17 protein-coding genes and 3 pseudogenes are annotated in these 24731 nt (G+C 45.8%); 16 read left to right on the plus strand and 4 right to left on the minus strand.

Annotation, left to right across the window (positions count from 1 at the left end; all coding sequences use genetic code 11):
* Positions 1-3 precede the first annotated feature (3 nt).
* Positions 4-465, plus strand: coding sequence for an HPP family protein (locus DN599_RS16270; protein ID WP_110458641.1), 462 nt, complete (start codon positions 4-6; stop codon positions 463-465).
* 160 nt (positions 466-625) lie between these two features.
* Here the strand turns inward: DN599_RS16270 and DN599_RS16275 are convergent, their stop codons facing one another.
* Complete coding sequence (locus DN599_RS16275; RefSeq protein ID WP_110458642.1) at positions 626-2335, minus strand: proline--tRNA ligase; 1710 nt, start codon at positions 2333-2335, stop codon at positions 626-628.
* A 566-nt stretch (positions 2336-2901) separates the two neighbouring features.
* On the opposite strand from DN599_RS16275, the gene DN599_RS16280 reads away from it, so the two are divergent.
* Together DN599_RS16280 and DN599_RS16285 are read left to right on the plus strand one after the other, a co-directional pair.
* Positions 2902-3438, plus strand: coding sequence for a GNAT family N-acetyltransferase (locus DN599_RS16280; RefSeq protein WP_110458643.1), 537 nt, complete (start codon positions 2902-2904; stop codon positions 3436-3438).
* Positions 3439-3970: 532 nt separating this feature from the next.
* Complete coding sequence (locus DN599_RS16285) at positions 3971-5842, plus strand: methyl-accepting chemotaxis protein (RefSeq protein ID WP_110458644.1); 1872 nt, start codon at positions 3971-3973, stop codon at positions 5840-5842.
* 196 nt (positions 5843-6038) lie between these two features.
* Here the strand turns inward: DN599_RS16285 and DN599_RS16290 are convergent, their stop codons facing one another.
* Entirely contained in the window at positions 6039-7778 is a 1740-nt protein-coding gene (locus tag DN599_RS16290; protein WP_110458645.1) for an AMP-binding protein, read from the minus strand.
* Positions 7779-8065: 287 nt separating this feature from the next.
* A complete protein-coding gene (locus DN599_RS16295; protein WP_110458646.1) occupies positions 8066-8860 on the minus strand; it encodes an SDR family NAD(P)-dependent oxidoreductase in 795 nt (264 codons plus the stop codon).
* Between the two features lie 236 nt (positions 8861-9096).
* On the opposite strand from DN599_RS16295, the gene DN599_RS16300 reads away from it, so the two are divergent.
* The 12 genes and pseudogenes from DN599_RS16300 (at position 9097) to DN599_RS16365 (ending at position 23682) form a co-directional block, all read left to right on the plus strand.
* A complete protein-coding gene (locus DN599_RS16300; RefSeq protein ID WP_110458647.1) occupies positions 9097-9498 on the plus strand; it encodes a YbaY family lipoprotein in 402 nt (133 codons plus the stop codon).
* Between the two features lie 125 nt (positions 9499-9623).
* Positions 9624-10565, plus strand: a complete 942-nt coding sequence (metA, locus tag DN599_RS16305) for a homoserine O-acetyltransferase MetA (protein WP_110458648.1) — start codon at positions 9624-9626, stop codon at positions 10563-10565.
* A gap of 91 nt (positions 10566-10656) precedes the next feature.
* Positions 10657-11168 (plus strand): annotated as a pseudogene (locus tag DN599_RS18990) (ISAs1 family transposase); the annotation flags it as partial.
* Positions 11169-11448: 280 nt separating this feature from the next.
* Positions 11449-13890 carry a porin family protein gene (locus tag DN599_RS16320; protein WP_110458651.1) on the plus strand — a complete coding sequence of 814 codons (2442 nt, stop codon included), beginning with the start codon at positions 11449-11451 and terminating at the stop codon, positions 13888-13890.
* A 329-nt stretch (positions 13891-14219) separates the two neighbouring features.
* Positions 14220-17036, plus strand: a complete 2817-nt coding sequence (locus DN599_RS16330) for a M16 family metallopeptidase (protein WP_110458652.1) — start codon at positions 14220-14222, stop codon at positions 17034-17036.
* Between the two features lie 54 nt (positions 17037-17090).
* Positions 17091-18827, plus strand: coding sequence for an ABC transporter ATP-binding protein/permease (locus DN599_RS16335; protein ID WP_110458653.1), 1737 nt, complete (start codon positions 17091-17093; stop codon positions 18825-18827).
* Positions 18809-19603: a DUF3450 family protein gene (locus DN599_RS16340; protein WP_110458654.1), complete on the plus strand. Its 795-nt coding sequence runs from the start codon at positions 18809-18811 to the stop codon at positions 19601-19603. The genes DN599_RS16335 and DN599_RS16340 overlap by 19 nt, the downstream gene beginning before the upstream one ends.
* Positions 19596-20843 (plus strand): MotA/TolQ/ExbB proton channel family protein, encoded by a 1248-nt coding sequence (locus tag DN599_RS16345; protein ID WP_110458655.1) that lies wholly within the window; start codon positions 19596-19598, stop codon positions 20841-20843. Before DN599_RS16340 ends, DN599_RS16345 begins: the two co-directional genes overlap by 8 nt.
* Positions 20836-21240: a MotA/TolQ/ExbB proton channel family protein gene (locus tag DN599_RS19000; RefSeq protein WP_239473333.1), complete on the plus strand. Its 405-nt coding sequence runs from the start codon at positions 20836-20838 to the stop codon at positions 21238-21240. Before DN599_RS16345 ends, DN599_RS19000 begins: the two co-directional genes overlap by 8 nt.
* On the plus strand, positions 21240-21641 hold the full coding sequence (locus DN599_RS16355; protein WP_110458656.1) for an ExbD/TolR family protein: 402 nt from the start codon (positions 21240-21242) through the stop codon (positions 21639-21641). Before DN599_RS19000 ends, DN599_RS16355 begins: the two co-directional genes overlap by 1 nt.
* Positions 21642-21646: 5 nt before the next feature.
* Complete coding sequence (locus tag DN599_RS16360; RefSeq protein WP_110458657.1) at positions 21647-22309, plus strand: hypothetical protein; 663 nt, start codon at positions 21647-21649, stop codon at positions 22307-22309.
* A complete protein-coding gene (locus DN599_RS16365; RefSeq protein WP_110458658.1) occupies positions 22309-23682 on the plus strand; it encodes a tetratricopeptide repeat protein in 1374 nt (457 codons plus the stop codon). The genes DN599_RS16360 and DN599_RS16365 overlap by 1 nt, the downstream gene beginning before the upstream one ends.
* 296 nt (positions 23683-23978) lie before the next feature.
* On the opposite strand, the pseudogene DN599_RS16375 reads toward DN599_RS16365, so the two are convergent.
* Positions 23979-24101: pseudogene (locus tag DN599_RS16375) on the minus strand (IS982 family transposase); the annotation flags it as partial.
* 70 nt (positions 24102-24171) lie between these two features.
* Between DN599_RS16375 and DN599_RS19010 the strand changes: the two are divergent.
* Positions 24172-24701 (plus strand): annotated as a pseudogene (locus tag DN599_RS19010) (ISAs1 family transposase); the annotation flags it as partial.
* Positions 24702-24731: the final 30 nt, after the last annotated feature.

Raw genomic sequence — 24731 nt, forward strand, 5'->3', positions numbered from 1 at the left:
AGCATGAATAATATTGTTTTATCGATTGTGGCGGGTGTGGGTGCGTTTTTGGCGATTGGCTTACTGTCGTTTTTTGACTCGACATTGAGTGATGTTGCATTGTTGATGGCGCCTTTTGGTGCCACGGCTGTATTGGTTTTTGGTGTTCCAGATAGCCCATTAGCACAGCCAAAAAATGTGATATTGGGTCATTTAATTACCGCTTTTGTTGGCGTATTTTTTACCCAATACATAGGCGTATCACCACTGACATTGGCCTTGGCTACGGGAGTTGGGGTGAGTGCTATGTTGCTGACCAAAACCACTCATCCGCCAGCAGGTGCAAATCCTTTGCTGATTATGTTAGCTGGGCAGGGGTGGACTTTTCTGGTTACGCCTGTGCTACTAGGTGCCGTGGTGATTGTTTTAGTGGGTAAAGGCATGCAATTTTTTAGCAAAGCGATGACGAAGGAGTTACAGAGCTAATGGTGCGAGTTGTATAACCGTATCGGGCACGAATGTGACGTTGCTGTGGGGGAATGGCGTTAAATGGCAAATACAGCGGTTTACAGATTGTGAATGACACCATCCATAAAAAACGCCCGGCATAAGCTGGGCGTTTTTAAGTATCGATTCAGATCCCGTTTTATTTAGCAGACTGAATAAAGTCGATGATTTGATCGAATGGAATATCTTGTTTTTCACCTGTGCGGCGGTTCTTATATTCGAATACACCGCTGTCGATGTTGCGATCGCCAATCACGATAACGTGTGGCAGACCGATAAGCTCCATATCGGCAAACATTACGCCAGGGCGCTCTTTACGGTCGTCAAACAGCACTTCGATACCGGCATCGTTAAGGTCTTGGTATAACTGCTCAGCCATATCCTTAACGCGGTGAGATTTGTGCATGTTCATTGGCAAGATGCCCACTTTGAACGGTGCAATCGCATCTGGCCAGATAATGCCGCGATCATCATTGTTTTGCTCAATCGCCGCTGCCACCATGCGGCTTACGCCCACACCGTAACAACCCATCAGTAAGGTTTTTGACTTGCCATTTTCATCCAGTACGTTAGCACCCATCGACTCTGAGTAGTTAGTGCCTAACTGGAAGATATGACCCACTTCGATGCCGCGTAGCAGTCCGATCGTGCCCTTGCCACATGGGCTCGCTTCACCTTCGATGACGTTACGTAAGTCAGCAACGGGGGCTTCCGGTAGGTCGCGTTCCCAGTTGATGCCCACATAGTGCTTACCATCTTGGTTAGCGCCAGCGGCAAAATCACTCATGATGTTAACGCTGTGGTCAATATAGACTGGAATAGTCAAACCGACAGGACCTAATGAACCAGGGCCTGCGCCAATGGCATTACGGATATCGGCTTCATCGGCCATCTCAAATGGAGCCAATACGGCGTCAAGCTTCTCAACTTTCACTTCGTTAAGTTCATGGTCGCCACGAATGATAATGGCAACTAACGGCGCTTCTTCGGTTGCACCTTTAACAATAATGGTCTTAACGGTTTTTTCGATAGCGATGCCGTGCTGTGAGACGAGCTCTTCAATGGTTTTGGCATTAGGCGTATCGATAATGCTCATTTCAACCGTTGCTGCGCCGCGTGGCTCAGTTGGGATTGGCGCTTCTGCTTTTTCGATGTTAGCGGCGTAATCACTCTCAGTTGAGTAAGCAATTAAGTCTTCACCGCTGTTGGCTAATACGTGGAATTCATGTGACATGCTGCCACCGATAGAACCGGTATCAGCAAGTACTGGGCGGAACGCCAGACCCATACGGCTGAGGATGTTGCTATAGGCGGTGTACATCGCCTCGTAGGTTTCATCCATGGTTTCTTGATCTAAATGGAAAGAGTAAGCGTCTTTCATCAAAAATTCACGCGAGCGCATCACACCAAAACGTGGACGTACTTCATCGCGGAATTTAGTTTGAATTTGGTAAAGGTTAAGTGGTAACTGCTTGTATGAGTTAACTTCTTTACGAACGATGTCGGTGATCACTTCTTCATGGGTTGGGCCTAAGACGAAGTCACGGTTGTGACGGTCTTGAAAGCGCAGTAGCTCAGGACCAAATTTTTCCCAACGACCAGTTTCAACCCACAGATCAGCCGGTTGTACCATGGGCATTAAGATCTCAACAGCACCTGCATTGTTCATCTCTTCACGCACAATCGCTTCAATCTTACGCAGTACACGTAAGCCTGTCGGCAACCAGCTGTAAAGACCTGATGCGTTACGACGGATCATTCCCGCACGTAGCATTAATTGATGACTTACCACCTCAGCGTTTGCTGGGGTCTCTTTTTGTGTTGACAGCAGGTACTTGCTAACTCGCATTGCCAATATCCAGTTATGTAGTGAAATAGGCCGACATTTTAGCACCCTGTGTGTTGATGTCACCTAGTTTGTTTGGGGGCTGGCAGCGAAAGCGGGCAGGCGGTGAATGATTGGCTAAATTTAATGATTTACCGCGGTTATAACAGGATTTTTAATCGGTTTTGTTGCCCATGTTTAAGCCTAAACGCTATCTGTGCGTTAACCATTTACGCTTGTCATGTTCAAGGGCTGCATTCAGTATCGCTGAGCTTAAAATGGCTAAGGGTATGATGTAAGTCACGGTGTTTTCACAAAAGCCAGTTTATGTGTAGATTTATTGGATTCAATAAGGGATAGTCAGTAGCTATTTAATGATGCTTACAAACGGTTATTTTCAATACAAGCACAAGTTCACCTTGTTTAACTGATTATTTTATTAGCATTTTTTTGCATCAGTCAGTTACGCTGTGGCGATAAAACGTCATTCATTATTTTTATCTTTAATGAGTCGTGTATTTCTGCGTTATTCATCGCGGCATTGGCGCCAATTTTGACTCATGCTTAACTATAAAAAAGGATACTGAGCTTTGGACATTCGATTAGCGACCAGCGACGATTTACCCCGTTTTTTTGTTTATCTGGCCAGGCAACTCAAAGAGAATGGTGCCGATGACAGTGTGCCATTTCAGCCGCTGTCGGTAGCCGAGTCGCGGCTCAATGATGAGATGCGCACCCGCTTCACACAGGGCATAGATAAGTCGCTGCAACAAAGTGGTTGGAGCAGAATGTTGCTGGCTTTTGACAATGAGCAGCTGGTGGGGCATATCGATATTCGCCCTTATCAAGAGGCGCATACCGAGCATCGCGTGCTACTGGGGATGGGTGTCGATAAGTCCTGTCGTGGTCAGGGGATAGGCAGCCAATTACTCAATAGTATGTTTGTATGGGCGGCGCTGCACACTGATTGCGAGGTGATTGATTTATGGTTGCTGACAGAGAATCAGTCTGCTTACAAACTGTATCAACGCCATGATTTTATTCAGTGTGCGCAGATTAATGATATGTACCGCATCGATGGACGTTCATTTGGGTATACCATGATGTCGCGGCGTATCTGTAGTTAATCCTGTGTTGATTATGGGGGCGACACTCTTGGGCAAACCTCTTCGCAATGGACAACTTAAGGTAAGAGTAGTTAAGGTTAAGCGGTAAAAATAGCACTCAAGGTGCCTATTCATGCTACTTGTAGCCATTGCTGCACATCGTCACGTAGAGTCAGATTAACTGATTAATAAGCGCAGTTAACCAAACTGGGTTTCATCAAGATAGGGTCGAAACGGGAAGTTTAACATAGGTTACTTAAGGTACTACTTATTTAACATTCCGTGCTTTTCAAAAACAATTGATTTACAAATTCAGTGTTTTACACTGAATTTGACGTCAACAATAAATTAAACTTGTACTACCAGTGTTAAAGTGACGTAGTTTTCGCTATAAAATAGTGTTTTTTTTCTTTTGTTGTTTTATTGCGTGTGCGAGAATATCGGCAAGATTGAGGTGGTTTTTCAGTCTCTAATCGCACATTAAATATAGCGACTATATGGCTTTATTTATCCCTGTTCCTTAGTTTCATTAAACATCAGATTAGCATCTAATATGAATTCATATTCACTCAAGAAAAAAATATTGTTATCGGTTGTGCTTGCCCTTGCGGTTGTTATTGCACTGCTATCCTGGCGTAGCTATTCCACCCAAAAAGCCTTGTTACTGCAAAGTAGTGTTGCTCAGGTGAGCGAGTCTGGTGAGCAGCAAGCAATGCGGATTGAACAGTGGCTAGCCGATCGCCAGCGGGTCATCGCATCGGTGGCTACTAAAGTGGAGGGCGATACGCTTAATGCGCTACAGCAAGCACAAGCCTCTGGCGATTTTCAGCTAACCTATTTTGGCAATAGCGCCGGCGTCATGGTTGACTCGGATCCAAGTATCGATCGTACGGGATACGACCCTCGCTCTCGTCCTTGGTATCAACAGGCGCAACAGGCGCGCGGCGTTATCATAACTAAGCCTTATTTAGATGTTGCCTTTAATGTATTGGTGGTGAGCATAGCTCAGCCGACTCGTAATGGCGTGGTAGGCGGCGATGTGTCTATAGCCAGCTTGGTCGATAGTGTCAACAGTATGTCTCTGCCTGCCAATGGTTATGCCATCATGATGCATAAAGATGGCACTGTGATAGCCCATAAAGATCCTAGCAAGGTGATGGGCAAGGTGACCGATATCGATGATGGGCTGAATAACCGTTTGTCTGAAACCAGTCGTCAAACGGGGCAATTAGCGCCCGCGTATTTTAAGACCGAAGGACGCGATAAACTGCTTTGGGGAGTTGAAATCCCTAATACCGATTGGCAATTGGTGTTTGTCCTTGATAAAGAGACCCTCGAAGCCCCATTGACTAACTTGATGCTAACCCAGTTAGGTTTAGCTGCATTAGCCTTAATCATCAGTGTATTAGCCATTTCTTGGCTGTTAAGCCTGTTACTGGGGCCATTAAGCCGAGTATCGCAAGCACTGTCACGAATTGCCGATGGTAATGGTGATTTAACCCAGCGCATCGAAGTGGACAACCAAGATGAAGTGGGCGTACTGGCCGACAGCTTTAACCGTTTTGTCAGTAGCCAGCATGAGCTTATCAGCCATATTCGTCAGCTGGCTATTGAACTCGATGCCGATGCCGAGCAGAGCTTAGTCACAAACCAATCGAGCGTCGATGAATTGCAACGCCAGCAGCAAGAAGTGTCTATGGTCGCCACAGCGGTCACCGAAATGTCGAGCGCGACCCATGAAATTGCCGCTAATGCCGAAAGCACCGCTGCGGCGGCGCAGCAGTCGGCTCAAAGTAGTACCCAAGGTAAAGGTTTGGTTGATCAAACTCGAACGACCATTAATGCGCTAGCATCAGAAGTTGACGAGGCAACTACAGTGATTGGTGAGTTAAGTCGACACGCTCAAGCGATTTCGAGCATCTTAACCACGATTCAAGGGATCGCAGAGCAGACCAACTTGTTGGCGCTAAATGCGGCGATCGAAGCGGCGCGTGCTGGCGAGCAAGGCCGTGGTTTTGCGGTGGTAGCAGATGAAGTGCGGGTGTTATCTCGCCGTACCCAAGACTCTACCGAAGAGATCTATACCACAATCGAAACCCTGCAAAATACCACCAAGCAAGCGGTCAGCTTGATGGACAGCAGTAAGGGATTGGCCAATAACAGTGTCAATGATGTTAATGCCGCGGCGCAAGCGCTTGATGAGATCACACAAGCGGTGAATGTGATTTCTGATATGGCGGGCCAAATTGCCACCGCCGCAGAAGAGCAGACGCAGGTGACCAATGAGATCACTCAAAATACGGTTGCGATAAAAGATGTTACCGATGAGATCACCGCCTCTGCGATGAGTCATCTAACACAGGCTAAAATGCTCAAAGATCGGGCAACCGATTTGAGTGAAAAGGTCGCAACCTTTATTTTGTAAGCGCCAAGCCGATATCCCCTTGATGGGGCTGCCAACGAGCGCTTGGTATACACCTAAAAAAGCCAACCTGCATGCAGGTTGGCTTTTTGTTTGGTCGCTATTTTTACGCATACAGCTAAGGCTTGGTCGATTTGCCTTGATGTGCCAGTGAGTGATGCACCTTGTCAGCAACTAAATGCACCGTTATCCCTCAGATCTAAGCGCAGCTTACCTGCGGACGGTTAATGTCGTCATAGAGTTCTTGATACATGAGCTCGCGCATCTTGAACTTCTGGATTTTACCCGTCACTGTCATTGGGTATTGTTCGACAAATTTGATGTACCTTGGCACCTTGAAGTAGGCTATTTTCTCGGTTAAGAAATGGCGGATCGCCGCTTCGTCAATTTGAGCGCGCGGCTGTACTTTAATCCACACGCACACCTCTTCACCGTATTTGTCACTTTGCACTCCAAATACGGCGGCATCTTGTACATCGGGGTGGCTATAAAGCTTCTCTTCAATTTCACGGGGATAGATATTTTCGCCGCCGCGAATGATCATATCCTTAATACGCCCGACAATTTTAACGTAACCTTCGCTGTCCATTTCGCCAATATCGCCCGAGTGCAACCAACCGTCCTTGTCTATGGTGGCGGCAGTTTTTTCAGCATCATTCCAATAACACTGCATCACTCCATAGCCGCGGCTGCACACTTCACCAGGCTGGCCTATAGGCACGAGTTCGCCAAATTCATCGACTATTTTAACCTGAGTATGAGCCAGAGCACGCCCCACCGTGGTGACCCGCTTCTCTACCGAAGAGTCAATTTCGGTCATGTTGTTAATTGGACTGCATTCGGTTTGTCCGTAGCCTATAAGCACTTGTTCCATATACATCAGACTTTGTACTCGGCGCATCACTTCTTCGGGACAGGTGGCACCTGCCATGACACCGGTACGCAGCGAGCTTACATCAAACTGATTAAATTCTGGATGCTCAAGCTGAGCGATAAACATGGTCGGTACCCCATGCAGGGCGGTGCACTTTTCTGCTTCAACCACCTGTAAGGTGGTGAGGGGATCGAATGAGTCGCTTGGAAAGATCGCCGCAGCGCCTTTGCTGATACACGATAAGTTACCCAGTACCATGCCAAAACAGTGATACAAGGGGACTGGGATGCACAACTTATCATCGGCGCTCAACTGCATGGCGTTAGCCACCAACAGGCCATTGTTAAGAATATTATGATGGCTCAAGGTTGCGCCTTTTGGGTTGCCTGTGGTGCCTGAGGTAAATTGAATATTAATGGCATCAAAAGGCGAGAGCCCTTGGGCAACGGCATTGAGTTGTATCTTGTCAGCGCTGCTCAGTGGACGCTTAACCTGATCGAAATTGAACATACCGGGGGAGGCGTCGTGCCCCATGCGGATCACACATTCTAACGAGGGTAACTGCGCCGCGGTGAGTTGCCCCGGTTGACAGTCGTGTAACTCGGGCGCTAATTGGTAGAGCATTTCAAGGTAGTTGCTCGACTTAAATTTTTCGGCGCAGATAATGGCGCGGCAACCGACATTATTGAGGGCGTATTGCAGCTCTTCTGGGCGATAGGCGGGGTTGATGCACACCATGATGGCACCAATTTTGGCGGTGGCAAATTGAGTTAAACACCATTCAATATTATTGGGTGACCAGATACCAACGCGATCGCCCGGTTGGATACCAATAGCCAGCAGGCCAGCCGCCAGTTCATCTATTTGTGCTTGATACTCTTGGTAACTCCAGCGGATCCCTTGATGATGCATCACAATGGCGAGTTTATCAGGGTAACGTTTTACGATGTCATCGAAATAGTGACCTATGGTGCGTTCTATTAACGGCGAGCTGGTGTGTCCGTCATATTGGCTTAGGGTAAGCGGAAAAGTGTTGTTATGTGCAAATGTCGGTACGGCAGACATGAGGCCTCCATGCGTAACAGTGAGCTGAGTGATTAGATCAACACACTACCCAATGCTGCCAAGGCGCCACAAGCACATTTTGACATTTATAGACTAAAGCACTAATAGCCTGTTAGGGCATAAATGAGGTGGCAGGTAAGTGGCAAAATGGATCAAAAGTGGGCATTAATAGGGCGTTGAATATGAGGAGATGCTCCCCCATTTAGGGGGGTTGAGGCAATGCAGAGGTTAACAGCGGTCATAATGACTCACCCATGATCATGGCACATAGGTGAGTCAATAAGGAGTTATTGAGATTTATCCTGATTGCCGTTGGCGGCATTGTTAGCCGACTTTTCAGCCAGACGCTGCGCTTTAGTGCGCCAGTGGCGGGTATTATAAATAAATTCAGGCAGCAACTTAGTTAACCAGGCAACGAGGCGCCAACGCTTAGTGATATAGGCTTTACGCTTAGCCGATTGCATCGCCTTAATCACCTGCCTAGCCACTTCATCTGGAGGTGAGAGCCACAATCGACTGCGTTGCAGGGCAGCTTTATCGAGCAGTCCCAGTTGCAGATCGGTAATGGTAATAGGCAATTTGAGTCGCTGGGCGTGCATACTCAGCCCTTCGAGGTAGTTGCTGGCATAAGCCTTTGAGGCATGATAAGCCACACTAGGGCCACCGCGCAGGCCGGCGATAGAGTTGATGGCCGCGAGTTGGCCATAACCTTGCTCGGTAAACAGCCTAAAGGCAGTATTACAGATGGCGCTAAAACCTTGTACGTTGACGGTAATAATGTCGGCTTCGGGTTGCCAAGGCAGCGTGGCATCATAGCTATTAAGCCCAGTATTGACTAATACTAAGTGTACGCTGTCAAGTTGCTGCCAGAGGGTTTCAAGGGTGGCAATAATGGCCGCGGGTTGGTCAATTTGCAGCGCCTGAACCCTGACCTTGGTCGGTAAGGATTGCGCAAATTCACTAATTGAGTCAGGATCTTGAGCCAGTAGGACGAGTTCAACATCTTGTTTGGCCAGTTGTTTGGCTATTTCTTGGCTGAGCAGTGAGCTTGCGCCCACAATAATGGCTGTAGCTTGGGTCATTAGGCTATTTCGCAACAAGTGGTCGTTCTATGATATGGACATATTGATCCTAGGACAAGGTGTATCACTTATGGGAATTGCACAAATATGCGTGCTTTCACAGTTCTTGATGAGATACCTTATTGATGAGATACCTTATTGATGAGATACGTTATTGGTGAGATCAGTTATTTGATCTAATTAAGGTTGGACATATAGACATCCAGATGTCTTGATGTATTATAAGGAGCTAGATAATGAACAAATGGTTAAAACCGCTGTTACCTGTGGCCATGGCGACCAGTGTGCTAAGTGGCTGTGCGACGCCTAATGCCAGTGTCGAAATTCAAGGCGAAGTGTGGTTTAGAGAGCGTATCGCGCTGCCACCTAATGCGGTATTAACGGTGCAGGTAAAAGATGTGTCCAAGATGGATGCTCCTTCGGTGGTGATAGCAGAGCTGCAGCGCAGTGATATTACGACTCCAGCCCCGTTTCAGTTTGTGATCCCAAGTGATCAGTTTGAACCCGGGCATACTTATGCGGTAGGGGCGAAAATTAGTCATAACGATCAGCTGATGTTCATTAATACTCAGGCGTACCCTATCGATCTTGGCTCGCAAGAACCCATTTCGGTATTGGTACAGCAGGTCGGCCGATAATCCTGAATGTTTGTTTAGTGCACCAATCTCTAGTGCACTGACAACAAGCTTAAGTAGTTGTCATCGCGCCGATTTCATTACTGTGCACCTTTAAGAGTGCTTAACAAGATTGAATGAGGCGCGCTATGCCGGTAAAAATTCCTGACAATCTGCCAGCGGCAGAGATCCTTGAATCAGAAAATATTTTCGTCATGTCTGAAACCCGGGCGGCGAATCAAGATATCAGACCCATGAAGGTGCTGATCTTAAATCTGATGCCCAACAAAATTGAGACCGAAACTCAATTGCTGCGCCTGCTCGGCAATACGCCGCTGCAAGTCGATGTCGATCTGCTGCGTATTCATGATAAAGCGTCCAAGCACACCTCTATCGATCATATGAATAACTTCTATCGTGATTTTGAAGATGTGCGCCATAAAAATTACGATGGCTTAATCATTACCGGCGCCCCCCTTGGTCAGGTAGAATTTGAAGACGTTATCTACTGGGAGCATATTTGTGAGGTCATCGACTGGTCTCAGGCCCATGTCACTTCGGTGTTGTTTTTATGTTGGGCCGCCCATGCCGCGCTTTATCATCTGTATGGTTTACAACGCCAAGTGCTGGATAAAAAACGTTCAGGCGTATTTTGTCATCAACGTACGTCGATTCATTTTCCGCTGCTGCGCGGCTTCGATGAAGAGTTTTTTGCGCCCCATTCGCGCTTTGCTGAGATGAACGTTGATCAATTAAAACAACATCCTGAGCTACAAGTGCTGACCGAATCGGACGAGGCGGGTGCCTATATGGTGCTCAGTCGCAGTAACCGTAATCTGTTTGTGATGGGCCACCCCGAATACCAAAAGTCGACTTTAAATGAGGAGTATCGGCGCGACTTACACGCAGGGCTTAATCCCGACATTCCGCAAAATTATTATCGCGGCGACGATCCAAACCAAGAACCCGTCGCCCGCTGGCATGGTCACGGTAGCCTGTTGGTCAGTAATTGGCTTAATTACTATGTTTATCAGTTGACCCCCTACAATCTTGAAGATATGAGCGGCATAACCCCATGGGAATCAAGATAGGGGTGAGCAGGGCAAGATCATGAACATTTTCAGACCAAAGTTGACCTAACCATCCGACTGTGATCTTATGCTCCTCTTTTGAGGAGTAGCCATGAACATAGATACCATCAAAGCGCATTTCACCATTATCCGTGACGAACGACAAAGCGCAAAAGTCGATTACCCATTGTTTGATATTTTGTTTGGCTCTATCTGTGCCGTGATAGCCTGAGGTCAAGGCTGGACTGACATTCGAGAATACGTTCTTGGTCACCATGAATGGTTCCTTAAGCAGGGCTTGTTTGAAAATAGCGTGCCTGTTGATGATACTTTTGCCCGTTTGATTGCGAACATCGATCCTGCTGAATTGCACCATCCATATGGTGAGTGCCTACGTCAGCGCCAATCAACTCGTATTGGGCCAACTTAAAACCGATAATAAGAGCAATGAAATTACCGCGATCCCGGCATTGCTCGACTTGCGCGATTGATGCGATGGCCCGTCAGACCAAAATTGCCAAGGCTATCATCAGCAAGGGTGGAGACTACTTATTGGCGGTTAAGGGCAATCAAGGCAAATTATCGGTCGCGGTACATGCCGCCTTCTCCCCACACCGACGAGCTCCAATTGACAAAACCTGCCTTAATGGCTAAATCCTAACTATTCATGCAGACGCTCTGAGTAGGATATTTATAAGGATTATTATTCCCATAAGCATTACGGTTAAAGCTATGCACATCCCCAAATGGCAGAGGATCATTTGAGTAACACGACCTCTAAGTGCATTAAGCATGGAATATGCAATTGATCACAAAAATGATAATCATTCGCATTTAGATCTTTATTTGTTTATTAAATTCTTACAGAATCCTGCTATCAAATTTTTGAGTAGGGAAATTGAGGATGAATACGGAAAGCAAACTGCATCCTAAGGTGTTGGCAGTAAGTATATTTTTTGCACTTTATGGCGGTAATGCGATAGCGGATGAGACCGTTCCAGAGTTAGCTGAAACGCAAGCTATACATGATGAAACGGATCTAGGTATTAGTATCGACCGCACTCAAATTGCCAATACTCCAATGGGTAATACAGACTTATCGTCATTGTTAACTAGAGAGTCGAGTGTTGGTGTTGATACGGGTTTATCAGGTATGCGTGGTGGTGATTTAACTCCTGAGCAAATATCGATTGCCGGTGCAAGACCGCATCAAACTCAATATATGATTGGCGACGTTAGCACTAATAACGTCACAACGGCTGCATCAAGTAATGGCAATTCAGGTACTCTGACTTCTGGCCACCCATCAGGTTATTATGTTGATACTGCCTTAATGGAACAAGTTGAGGTGTTAGATAAAAATATTAATCCAGAATACGGCGGATTTACCGGCGGTGTGATTAATGTTGAGCTACGAAAGGCCAAAGATGAGTTTCAAGCTGAATATCAGTATCGTATGACCGACAGTGATTGGAATGCTGATCCTGAAACGTCGGCCAAAGATAAAGGCTTTGCTGATGGCAACTTTGGTGATGGCCGCTATCAACCACAGTATCAAAAACGTTTCCACAGTGTGCACCTCAGTGGTGCTATTACCGATAACCAAAAGCTTGCGGTGAACTACAGCCATAAAGACTCTGAGATCCCACTGAACAATAACGGTGTAACCAGCGATTACGGCCAATCGATTGACAATCTATTTGTTACCCATGAGTTAGAACTTGGACAATGGCTGTTGCAATCAGATCTACGCTACTCAAAGTTTATCAGTAAAGATTTTCTTAATGACCCGATGAATGCTAATGCCGCTCAAGCTAACAGCGATATAAGCAATGAGCATCAAGGCTTGGGTGGTACTTTTAAGCTGTATGGGCAGTTTGAATCGGGCCGTTGGCAAACCACATTGGCCTATGATCAACTCGAAGATAACCGTGAATCAGAAGCTAATTATTTTCGCACTAATATAGTGATGCCAGCAGGTGGCACTATGGTGCGCGAGAATACAGGGGGCTATGGTGATTTAAGTCAGTTGCAAGACACTTGGCAGTTAAAATCATTATTTGAATTTACACCTATGTACTTAGGTAATAGCCGCCATGAGCTGATGTTAGGATCTGAGTTCATTAGCCAAAACGCTAAGCAAGATCGTCACAGTGATTTCAATGCATTTAACTATATGGATGTACGGGGTAATAAGTCGATCTCCAATTGGACTCATTATAAGCAAGGCTCTGTGGAAGTCGATAGCCAGCGTTATGCGCTGTTTGCCAATAATCAAATGATATGGGATCAATTGACAGTCAACTTAGGTGCCCGTGCCGAAAAATTATCACAGTTTGATAAAACCGTTTTTTCTCCGCGTGTCAGTGTCAGCTGGGATTTCAATCAAGATAAGGTCAATCGAATTACCTTGGGTGCCAACCGCTATTACTCTAATGACCAGTTAGGTTGGGAGCTGCGTAATGCAGCTAAATCTCAGACAACAAATTATAGTATGTGCACCCCACTTAACGGCGATTACAACAGCAATAACATTGCTGATTATGATTGTAGCGCTCGTCCTGCGTCCGATATGGTGGCATTGAATAAGGCTGATGTACCTTACTCTGATGAGTTAAGTCTTGGCTGGCAGTATGACCTTGCTGGTTTCAGTGTTAAGCCTAGCTATATGCTGCGGCAGCAAAAGGCTGGTTTATCTATTTCGGGTGATGAAGTGCTTAACAATGTGGAAAGTGAAAGCCAAATTTTCGGCTTAAACATCCATAACACTCAAGCATGGCAAGTCGCTGGCGCAAGGCTAGATGCTTTCTTAAATGTTACCTATGAGATCCGTACAGGCAGTGGCAACTTATCGGCTAAGTATGATGATGTAAATGATTTGAACTCAGGTTATGAAAACGCTTGGGTCGTGTTTGATGGTGATCTAATGCGCAGCAATGACATGGATACATCTGGTTTCAGTTCGCCGGTGGAAGCGCGATTGGGCAGCAGCATGACCTGGGAAAGTTGGGGGCTAACTTGGAGTAACTTAGTTAATTTCGAAGATGGTCGCAACTTGACGCAATTTATGGGAATGGAATCGGTCAATATAGACGGCGAAATGGTCAATGTGAAAGCGATTGATACCGCTAAGATGGAATCGTTAATCACTTGGGACAGTAGTGTTCGTTGGAGTCCTGAAACTTGGGTTAAGCACCATGCCAGTGTGGAGTTAAGTGTTACTAATTTGCTTGATAGCCACGCAGAAATTACTAGTCACGGTACTAACGTTAACGGCAAAGACAATACCAGCACTTACTTCAATAAAGGTCGCGAAGTCTGGTTAGCCCTCAGCTTGAAATACTAGGGCCTGTTGATCTTTCAAGGTTGTTTTTGCAGCGAATTGCTGGGTATTTATACAAGGCAGAAGCTTTGTAGTGTAGTTATTCTACATAAAAAGCTGAGAACGCAGTAAAAATACCCAACAAACGCTGCCCGAAGGGTTCGGCTAAAAACGTTTTACTCTTTGTTAAGTGAATTTTGCTTAGATGACTAGGCTGCAATCCACTCGCCTCGATTAAAACGTTTTTGTCTAGAACAAAATTCAACCAGCAAAGATCAACAGGCCCTAATTATTTAGCCGATTATTTTTACGAGTCAGTATATCTGGCTCGCCTTGTTTATTTTGGACATCCTATGAAAAAACTTTCTCTTGCTGTAGTGATTAGCTCAGTGTTGCTTGGCGGTTGCGCGGCAGACTTTACTCCTCATTCGGCTACTGCTGAAAACAGCGCATCTCAAGCACAAAATGTACTGGCTGAGCGCTCTGGTATTCAGCGTGGCCAGCTTGCAAATGGTATGAATTACATTGTTGTTGAAAACGATCAGTCTGGTGATCGAGTATCGCTGCAATTAATCGTACATTCTGGTTCTCTTGATGAGGATGATGATCAAAAAGGTATTGCTCATTTAGTTGAGCACATGGCGTTTAACGGCACTAAAGATTTTCCTGCTAATGAGATTATTGAACATCAAGAATCTTTAGGAATGGTGTTTGGTCGTGATGTGAATGCGATGACAGAGTACAACACGACATCGTATTTCCTGCATTTGCCAAATAACAGTAACCAAATGCTGGATGAGGCATTTCATATGCTGTCGCAGCAAGCTTTCTCAATAGTATTTAGCAATGAGGAGTTGGAAAAAGAGCGTCCAGTGGTAGAGGAAGAGTGGCGTAGTGGCCGTAATATGATGGCGCGCCTAGGCCAAGAAAACCGTAAGATTTTACTTGCGGGTAGTCGTCATGGAGAGCGCGAGCCTATTGGTGATATGGAGCTTGTGCGCCACGTTGATGCGAGCCGCATTAAAGCCTTTTGGGAAACCTGGTACCACCCAAATAACATGACTTTAGTGGCTGTAGGGCAAACTGATAAAGCTACTGTTGAAGCTAAGCTTAATCAATATTTTGCGTCAGCTCCGGCAGCGACATTACCTGAGCGCATCAGTACTAAAGTGCCATTAACAACAAGTTTGAAACTGGCAACCATTCAAGATCCTGAGATCACAACTGAAGTCGTTTCGGTGAGTTTTCGCGGTGAGCAGGCCTCGCCAAATACCGTCGATACCTTGCAGCAAGAGTTGCTTAATGACCTTGCTATGTCGATGTTCACCAAGCGTATGACAGAAACCTATCAGATTGAAAGTGATTATATCAGCCGTATGGTTGCCGCGTCACAACCGCTGGCTACAGGTTATAACAACAATCGTATTATCGCGATATTACAAGATAAGCACTACAAACAAGCTTATAGCGAGCTGTTTGCTAATATTAGTGCCTTTAAAGCGCATGGCTTTAGTGAAGCAGATTTCGCGGTTGCCAAAGCCAATATCGTGCAGCGCTATCGCCAAATGGCTGAAGCGCAGCAAAACTCAAACAATAGCCGCTTATTAATGGCGTTATTTAATCAATTGCGCACCCATGAGCCGTTAGTTGACCCTAAGGCTAAGTTTACGGCTACTCAGCAACTGGTGGCGGGGATCTCTTTAGCTGAAGTTAACCAATACTTTAGCAAGATGCTATCGAGCCGTGCGCCGGTTGCTATTGTGCAAGCAAACCCAAAGCATGCTGACTTATTGCCAACAGAGGCCGAAGTGACGCAGCTATGGCTGCAAGCGCTAGCCAATCCTCCGCTGGTTGATAAGCAAAGCAAAGGACAAAAGGTGTTGTTTGATAAAGTGCCTGAGCCAGCAAAATACACTAGCTATCAGCAGCACGGCGACACGCATGTTTGGACTTTTGCCAATGGTGCTAGCGTGTGGTTTATCGCAAGTGATGAAACTGAAAACCAATTAATGCTTAAGTGGCAAGGCAATGGTGGTACTGAGCATCTTCCTGAAGCAGATCAACGTGCCGCACAGCTGTCTGGGCAAAACTTGGGCCTGTTTGGCTATGCAGGTTTAACTGCAACTGAGCTGAGTTCGGCAAATGCCGGTAAGCAAATGCGACAATCCTGCTTTATTACTCAAGATGAACATATCATTTTTGGTAGCACTGATATGCACTCACTAGAAACTTGGATGCAAAACCTCAATAAACGCATCACAGCACCGCAAATAGATGACACCATTTGGGCATCTCGTCAGTTAATTATCGAACGTGGGATTGAAAACCGTAATACCTCACCAGATGGCATCTTTAACCATGCTATCGATAATATTCGTTATAAGAACAATCCTATGACGCTGCAACTGACAAAGGGCGAGCTACAGCAAATTAGTAGTCAAGATATGTTAAATGCATGGCAAAAAGTATTTGTTGGCGCAGCTGATCATCAACTTGTTGTGATTGGTGACGCTAAGCCTGAGCAGATTATAGATATGGCGGCGCGTTACATCGGTCACTTACCTGCTGGTGAAAGCTATACCGAAATCGTATTACCTAAAGTGGCCGAAGGGCATCATAAAGTTCGCATCGAAGCGGGTAATGAGCCAGTGGCATTAACCAGTGTACTGTTTAACGTACCAATGCCATACAGTGATGACGCTAAAAATAAGGCCGGCCTTGTTAGTCGTATTTTGTCTACGCGTTTACGTGAGCAATTACGTGAAACATCCGGCGGTATTTATAGTCTTCGTTTTGGTATCCAATTAGACAAAGAGCGTCAGCAAGCAATTGGGATGTTGAGCTACAGCCATCAACCTGGTCGAGGTGATGAGCTGAAGCAACAAGCAGATAACGTGATTGTTCACGCACTGAGTGAGGGCGTTACAGAGCAGGAGTTAGCACAAGTTAAGCACCAGTATAAGTCGGCATTAGCGTCAGAAATGATCACCGACCGACAGCGCCTTGGCTGGTTGACTGAAAACGCCAAGTACAACAAGTTTGAAAACAAGCGCGATACCTATTTGGACTGGTTAGATCAAGTCACTGTTGCCGAGCTAAACGCCTTAGCTAAAGCGGTATTGAGCGAACCCAACACCATAGACGCGAGACTGACCCCTGAAACTAAGTAAATATCCCTGATATAGGAAGTAGACCCGGCAACCATGCCGGGTCGGAGTATATAGATGTTGCTGTTAAAACAATTTTGGTCTTTGGCCAAACCTTATTGGATTAACCCAGCCCATTGGTTTAGCTGGGTTTTACTGTTTTTAAGTATTGCTGCGCTGTTAAGCGTGGTGGAAGCCACCGTATGGTTAAATGAGTGGAATAAGCATTTTTACGATGCTCTAGCTGCAGTGGATATTGATGCTATTTATCCATTGATGCTTGAGTTTTGCGGCATTATTGCATTATCCGTCGTACTAATGGTTTATGGTAAATGGTTACAACAGCTGGTGGTTATTCGCTGGCGTAGTTGGTTAACTGAGCAGCTTATTTCGAGCTGGATGCGAGATAAAACCTATTACCGCATGACCTTAGGCAGCGAGCCTGATAACCCAGATCAACGTATTGCCGAAGATGCCAGAATACTGACTGAAGACTCTGTTGAACTGTTTGTTGGGGGGATTCAAGCGGTGGCGGTGTTGATTGCCTTCACACAAATCCTTTGGGATCTGTCGGGGAATCTGGGCTTTGAGTGGCAGGGCGAAACGATACATATTGCCGGTTACCTATTTTGGGTTGCGTTAATTTACTCGGTTATTGGAACGGCGGTTACCCATTTCTTTGGGCGTCAGTTACATGGTTTGAATTTTCAACAACAGCGAAAAGAAGCTAACTTCCGTGCACTGTTATTACGCAAGCGTGATGCAGCCGAACAGATCGCCTTACTTAACGGTGAAGCTAGTGAGGAGCGCCAGTTGAAACAGAGTTTTGCTGATATCTCTGGCAATTGGTATGCGCTAATGAACCGTGAGAAAAAATTAGGTTTCGTGATTAATGCTTACCATAAGATAGCCATGATGGTACCGCTGTTTGCCGGTATTCCGGCACTGATGGCCAAGACCATTACTATTGGTGGACTATTCCAAGTTCGCATGGCGTTTATGAAGGTGTACTCAGGCTTTAGCTGGTTTGTACACAAGTATCAAAATCTAACCCGGTGGAGTGCAACCGTAACGCGTTTGGGGCAATTTACGACGGCGATGGAGCAGCTTGAGCCAATTGCTGAGGTGACTCGCCAAACCAATCTTAGCTGGCAAAACTTGAGTATAGAAAAGCCGAATGGCGAGGCGTTAATCAGCAATATGCAGTTAACGCTAGCACCGCAAACGCAGTTATTTATCTCTGGTGTCAGCGGTTTGGGTAAGTCGACCTTGTTGCGCACTATTGCTGGGATTTGGCCCTTCTATCAAGGCAAATTTTCTCAGCCTCAAGGCCATACTTTATTGTTACCGCAACGCCCTTATTTACCAACCGGTAGCTTGCGTGATTGCTTGCTTTACCCACGAGAAACGTCAGCAGAGCAAACGGCTGATGGTTATGACTCTTGGGCCAAGGATGACCGCCTTATTCAAGCTTTAGCACAAGTCGATTTGGCATCATTGGCATCGCAATTAGATGTTGAAGCAGAGTGGCAACAAAAGCTTTCTGGCGGTGAACAGCAAAGATTAAGTCTAGCTAGAGCACTGATAAGCAAGCCTGATACGCTAATTTTAGATGAAGCAACCAGTAGTTTAGATGAGCCCACTGCGCTGGCAATGATTACGTTGCTACAAACTCAGCTGCCACAATCCACGTTGATGATGGTGTCGCATCAAACTGCGCTACAGCCATTGTTTGAGCGTCATTTGGACTTAACACCTTACGCCGCAAAAGCTAAGGCCGTAGTGGAGGAGCAACCATGTACCGTAACCTGTTAACGTCTGTGCTATTGCTTTTGAGTTGTTCAGTGACTACCGCGCAGGCGAGCAGCACAGAGTTGCAGCGCGCACAGCAGTTACAACGCACAGATCAATTGATGGCGCAAAAGCTTGCTAACGACAAAGCCAGTGCAGAGCTGAGCTTTTCTTGGCAACAAGAGCAAGCCAGTTTGCAGCAGCTTAAAGCCAGCTATCAAGCCGAAAAGCGGCAATTGCAGCTGAAGTTGCGCAGCACTGGTGCGCAAAGTGACGATGCCGCTGTACGACGTCAAGCATTGGCAAAAGAGCAGGCCAATGCTGAGAAAACGGCGGTGGATTACCAAAACTTGTTAGCCCAAGGCGTGGCGAGTTTTAAGCTTAGCTGGCCGTTATTACCTGAGCCGTTAAAGCGTGCCCAATTGCAAGAGTATCGTCAGCTGACGAATGACAAAGCAGAACTAGCGCAAAGACTTACTGCGCTAGTGAATGTGCTTGAGGCAACGCGTAGCTTTAATCAAACCTTCACCTTAAATAAGCAATTATTGACATTAAACGGTCAAGACTGGCAAGCCGAGGTATTGTACTTGGGATTAGCTAAAGCATTATTTCGTTTACCTGATGGCTCGCTTGCTGGAATGGGCAGCCCTGTAACATTGGGGGAGAGTGATGGTTGGTTATGGCAAATCAATGACCAAGCTAAAGATGAAATAAATCAAACTTTTGCCATCTATTTACAGCAACAAAAGGTTAGTTTAGTTGACTTGCCGTTGCTAAAGCTGGAGAGCAAGCATGATTAAGCCTGCGGCAGTATTAAAGCACTTAGTGATGTGTTGTACGCTGGCTTTGCCAGTAACGGTGCAAGCTATTGATATGGCAAGTTATGAAGCCACGCTTAGCAAAGAGGTAAAACAAGCCGAACAGCAATACCAACGGCAGGTGACACAAGTGACAAAAGCGCGCCAACCTATGCTTAATGAGTTGACTCAGTTAGAAGCTGAACTGATTGATTTGCGCCACCAATTACTTGGTCAAACACGAGCTCAGGATGACGCATACCTTAGTGTACAGGCGATGGAGCAACGCCTAAGCACGTGGCAGGAGCAGAACCGATATATCTATAACTTATTGATGCGCCATGCTGGTAATCAAGTGGGAGCGCCATTGGCATTGATTAATGGCGAGCTAACCAGCATTGGTGACAAAATAACACCGCAGTGGCAAGTTGGCAAAGCGATTGCTAGCAATGGCGCTTTAGTCACAGGGCAGGTTTTACGCCTAGGGCCACTGGGGTATTTGCATCATGGTGACCAGCTAAGCATTTTAAATATGCAGGGCACTGATAAGCATCGAATAGCTGAGATCAGTCTGACTTTAGCCGCTGATAGCACACTTCCACAGACTTTACCTGTAGATATTACTGGTAACCGTGCAATTAAGATTGAAGCGAATCATAAGTCTTGGTATGAGCGAATTAATCAAGGTGGATTTTGGGTTTTCCCTATTTTAGCGATGGGGTTATTTGCTTTTATTATTGCAGCGCTAAAGGCGTGGCAATTACGTGGGCAACCCAAGCCTGATTGTGGGTTTGTTGGCCGCTACCTTAAGGATGGCGTGTTGCCCCGTGCTGATGGTTGGCAGGCGCTACTGACTTTACAGGCGCAGCGTTATCAAGGTTGTGGCGCTGATGTCATGGCGGATTATCTGCATCAGTACTTGCTAACAATTAAAAGCAAGCAAGAAAAAGGCATGACATTGATTGCGGCAACGGCTGCGGTAGCGCCATTGATGGGGTTATTGGGAACCGTGAGTGGCATGATCCACACCTTCGAAATGATGAATCTATTTGGTAACCAAGACTCTAGTGTCTTATCGGGCGGTATTTCTGAAGCCTTAGTCACAACTGAACTTGGATTGGTGGTGGCGATTCCTGCTCTATTATTGCATGCCTGGTTGGGCCGTCGTCATCAAGGGGTTCTTAGTCAGTTAGAAGCTGACGCTGGGATCTTGTGTCAGCTCGGAGAACGCAACGGTGTTTGATACATTCAATATCGGTACAGTGGCTAACAGTGTTCAAGCTGGCGGGCTGGTGTTGTTGCTGATTTTATTGTTCGCCGCCATTCTTTACTGGCAACTGGCAGACTTATTGGGGCAGTTTCGCTGCCCCGGTGGACATTGCTGTTGGCAATGTCGCAGTCACAAATGCGTACAGTTAATGACTTGGGTTAGCGTTGCACCACTGCTGGGATTACTCGGTACAGTGCATGGTTTACTCGGGAGCTTTGAAATTATGGCTAGCGGCGAAGACGCTAACATTACCCAAGGTATGGCACAGGCGTTGATCACCACTGAGGTGGGGTTGGCTGTGGCTATTCCTGCGTGGATTTTGCTACTGCTAGGGCAGCAGCACTGTAAATTGAAACTGGAGCAAGCCTGATGAGACGGCGCAAAGTTATATTAAGCCAGCAGCAGGATAAAACCTTAGCCGTGGATATTTCACCGTTATTAGATGTGGTTTTTATTTTGCTGATTTTCTTTATCGTATCTGCGGTATTTGTTAGAGAAACCGGTATTGAAGTTGAAAGGCCCCAAGCGGCCAGTGCAACACAAGTTGCCGAGCGCAGTGTATTAATTGCATTAACCGCAAATGGAGAAGTTTGGCACGGCGGCGCGCAAATTGGTTTAGCAGGAGTGGCGCCATTATTACGCCAAATGACCGACAAACCTGTGGTTATTCAGGCTGATACTGCTGTTGAAGCAGGTTTATTGGTGTCTTTGATAGATGCTTGCAAATTAGCTTCATCTGCCACGGTTAGCGTGGCGACAAAGCAAGGATAAATAATATGATAGCGTTGCTTAATCGTTTACCACGATCAGTGTTTAATACTTTGGTTGCCCTGAGCATGGTGCTGTTGCTTATTTTTATGCAGCAACTGAGACGTGAACCACCACTGTCGCAAGCCCGCTTAATGGTGCGAGAGGTCAGCATTGCGCAACTAGCGCCGCCACCGCCTCCTCCGCAAAGTCAAACACAGACTAATGTTGATACTGCACCGCAATTGGTATTGCCGCAGCAAACTAGTGGTACAAGTGTACACGTCAGTCCTATTGAAACTGAATTGCCAAGCGTGATTGAACCTAACCTAGATTTAGGTCAGCAAATTGAGCTGACGATGGATTTTGCTTTGGCGCCAAGCCACACCTTAGATGAGATAGCGACCTTTGGGCTCGATCAGCTCGATCAGGCCCCACGTTTGTTGAATCGTATTAATGCCCGTATTCCGGCTGATATCGCATCTCAAGGTGTCGATGAATTGAAATTGATGCTGCATGTGATTATCCATGAAACTGGCAAAGTCGAGCTAGTTGGTACGCCCGATCTGCAATATCCACAACTTACTCCTGTTGCTAATAAGATAGTTCACCAAGCACATTTTACGTCACCAATGCGATATGGTGAAAAAGTGAAGGCTGAGTTTTACTGGCCTGTAAGGATTAAAGCCTAATGTTATATATGAAAAAATCAATCGAGTTAGCGCTTGTTTTAACTGCATCATTTTGGATCGCAGTAGTTACGGCACAAGACCATAATGTGTCGGTGCCGCTGGTGATCCCAACATTTTCGAACATGCCAATTGGCGTACATGAACCGCAAGTCGATATGGCCGGACGTAAGGTACTACAACAGGTCAGCCATTTACTTGAGAAACAAGATTATCAGGCGGCCATGGTTGAGTTACGCCATGGGCTGAAAACGAGTAAACCGACTAATGCGGCCTTGTGGTATACCCTCGCCAGTATTGAATTACAGCAAAAGCAAACAGAATCGGCTGTTAGCTCATTGACGCAAGCGTTAGGGGCTTTGCCTGATTTCACTCGCGCGCAGAGCGTATTAGCAGGTATTTATACTCAACAAGGGGAGTTTGATAAGGCGCGGCCATTTCTACAAGCAGCCATTAAGCGTCAAGCGTCTGCCGGTCTTTATGGCATGTTGGCCTATGGGTACCTAAAGCAGCAAGCTTATGTGGCTGCAAAAGCTGCATACCAACAAGCCTTAGTGTTAGATGGATTTAATAGCAGTTATTTAAAAGGCTTACTGCAGGTCACGATGGCGTTACAGGAGTGGTCTAGTGCCGATAATATTTTAGAGGCGTTATTAGCTCAGCAAGATGCAGATACAGAATTATTGCTGGTTCGTGCCAGTATTGCTCAGCGGCGGAATAATGATATTGCGGCGATTAATAGCTTGCGCCTTGCATTAAACCAGACAAAAACCACCAAGCAACAAGCGCAGACTATTCGCTGGCAATTAGCGCAACTGTATTTAAAAGCCGGAGCGTATAATTCAGCAAATGATATGTTAGCAAGTTTAGGTGGCAGTAACCGTTTACCCGAATCTAAACAATTAGTTGCTACGCTCGATTACTTGTTAATTCAAGGCCAAGCTAAGCAAGTTAAACAATTGGCGAATGGTTTAATGTCGCACCCACAATCTAATAGTGAACTCGATAGCCAATTATGGATGTTAGTAGGTCGTGCTGAATTAAGCGATGGGCGTAATACCCAAGCCCATAATGCTTTTGCTATGGCCGTTAAAGCGGACCCATTAAATGGTGAAGCCTTTATTCAACAGGCTTTATTACTCAAGTCGAGTAATCAACAACAAGCACAAATATTGCTCGCTAGGGCAGCTGATATTGACGCCACAGCAGTGCGTGCTCTTACTTTACAAGCTCAGTTACTACTGGAAATGAAAGCTTATGAGCGAGCATTATTAGCATTAACTCAGGCTTATCAATTAGCTCCTGATACACAAGGCATAAAAGACAACCTTAGAAGCGTGGAGCGTTTGGTAAAATTGACACAAATACAAAATTAGTTATTTGATAACTAGGGCCTGTTGATCTTTGTTGGTTGAATTTTGTTCTAGACAAAAACGTTTTAATCGAGGCGAGTGGATTGCAGCCTAGTCATCTAAGCAAAATTCACTTAACAAAGAGTAAAACGTTTTTAGCCGAACCCTTCGGGCAGCGTTTGTTGGGTATTTTTACTGCGTTCTCAGCTTTTTATGTAGAATAACTACACTACAAAGCTTCTGCCTTGTATAAATACCCAGCAATTCGCTGCAAAAACAACCTTGAAAGATCAACAGGCCCTAATTAACCTCAGATCGGTTTAATGTAACACTGAAATCACGTTAAATTCTGCTGATGTAATATTGAGTTGTGGCATATTATCTTTGAGTTGATAAGCCACTAAACCTCCTATCACATTAAGCATGAAACCATGTACGCTGCGGTCAGGGCGGGATCGCACTTTGTTAACAGCTATGATCTAATAGCGCCAACCCCTTAGCTATACAGCCACGTTGAACATAATTGAACATTTATCAGTCGTCGAGGATATTCGATCTGACATTAATCAAAAGTATGACCTGATTGACGTGATTTTCCTTGTTATCAGTGCTATTTCATCAGGATGTGAAGGCTGGCAAGACATTGAATATTATGGAGAAGAGAAGTTAGATTGGCTGAGGATATATAGACATTTAAACACGAGGTCCCACGACGACACACGATAGCACGCATCTTGCGTTCTGTTGTCGCGAAATCTTTGTTTGAGGCATTCGCTCTGTGGATTAACGAGCAACGAACGAGTTAAAACAGGCCCATCATCGCATTTGGCGGAATAGTACTGCGTGGCTCGTACAGCAATAACAAGAAAACAGCATTACAATGGGTGACTGCTTACGACACTGAATATGGCCTCGCTCTGAGTCAAAAGCCGACTAAAAACAAGAATAACGAGATTAGTGTGGTACGCCAAGTGCTTGATGTTATTAACATAAATGACAGTGTTATCACGGTTGATACACTACATTGTCAGCGCGATACGCTAGGGCCTGTTTTCAATCAGCAAAGATCAACA

The organism is Shewanella algidipiscicola, from assembly GCF_900380485.1.
Taxonomy (GTDB): Bacteria; Pseudomonadota; Gammaproteobacteria; order Enterobacterales; family Shewanellaceae; genus Shewanella; species Shewanella algidipiscicola.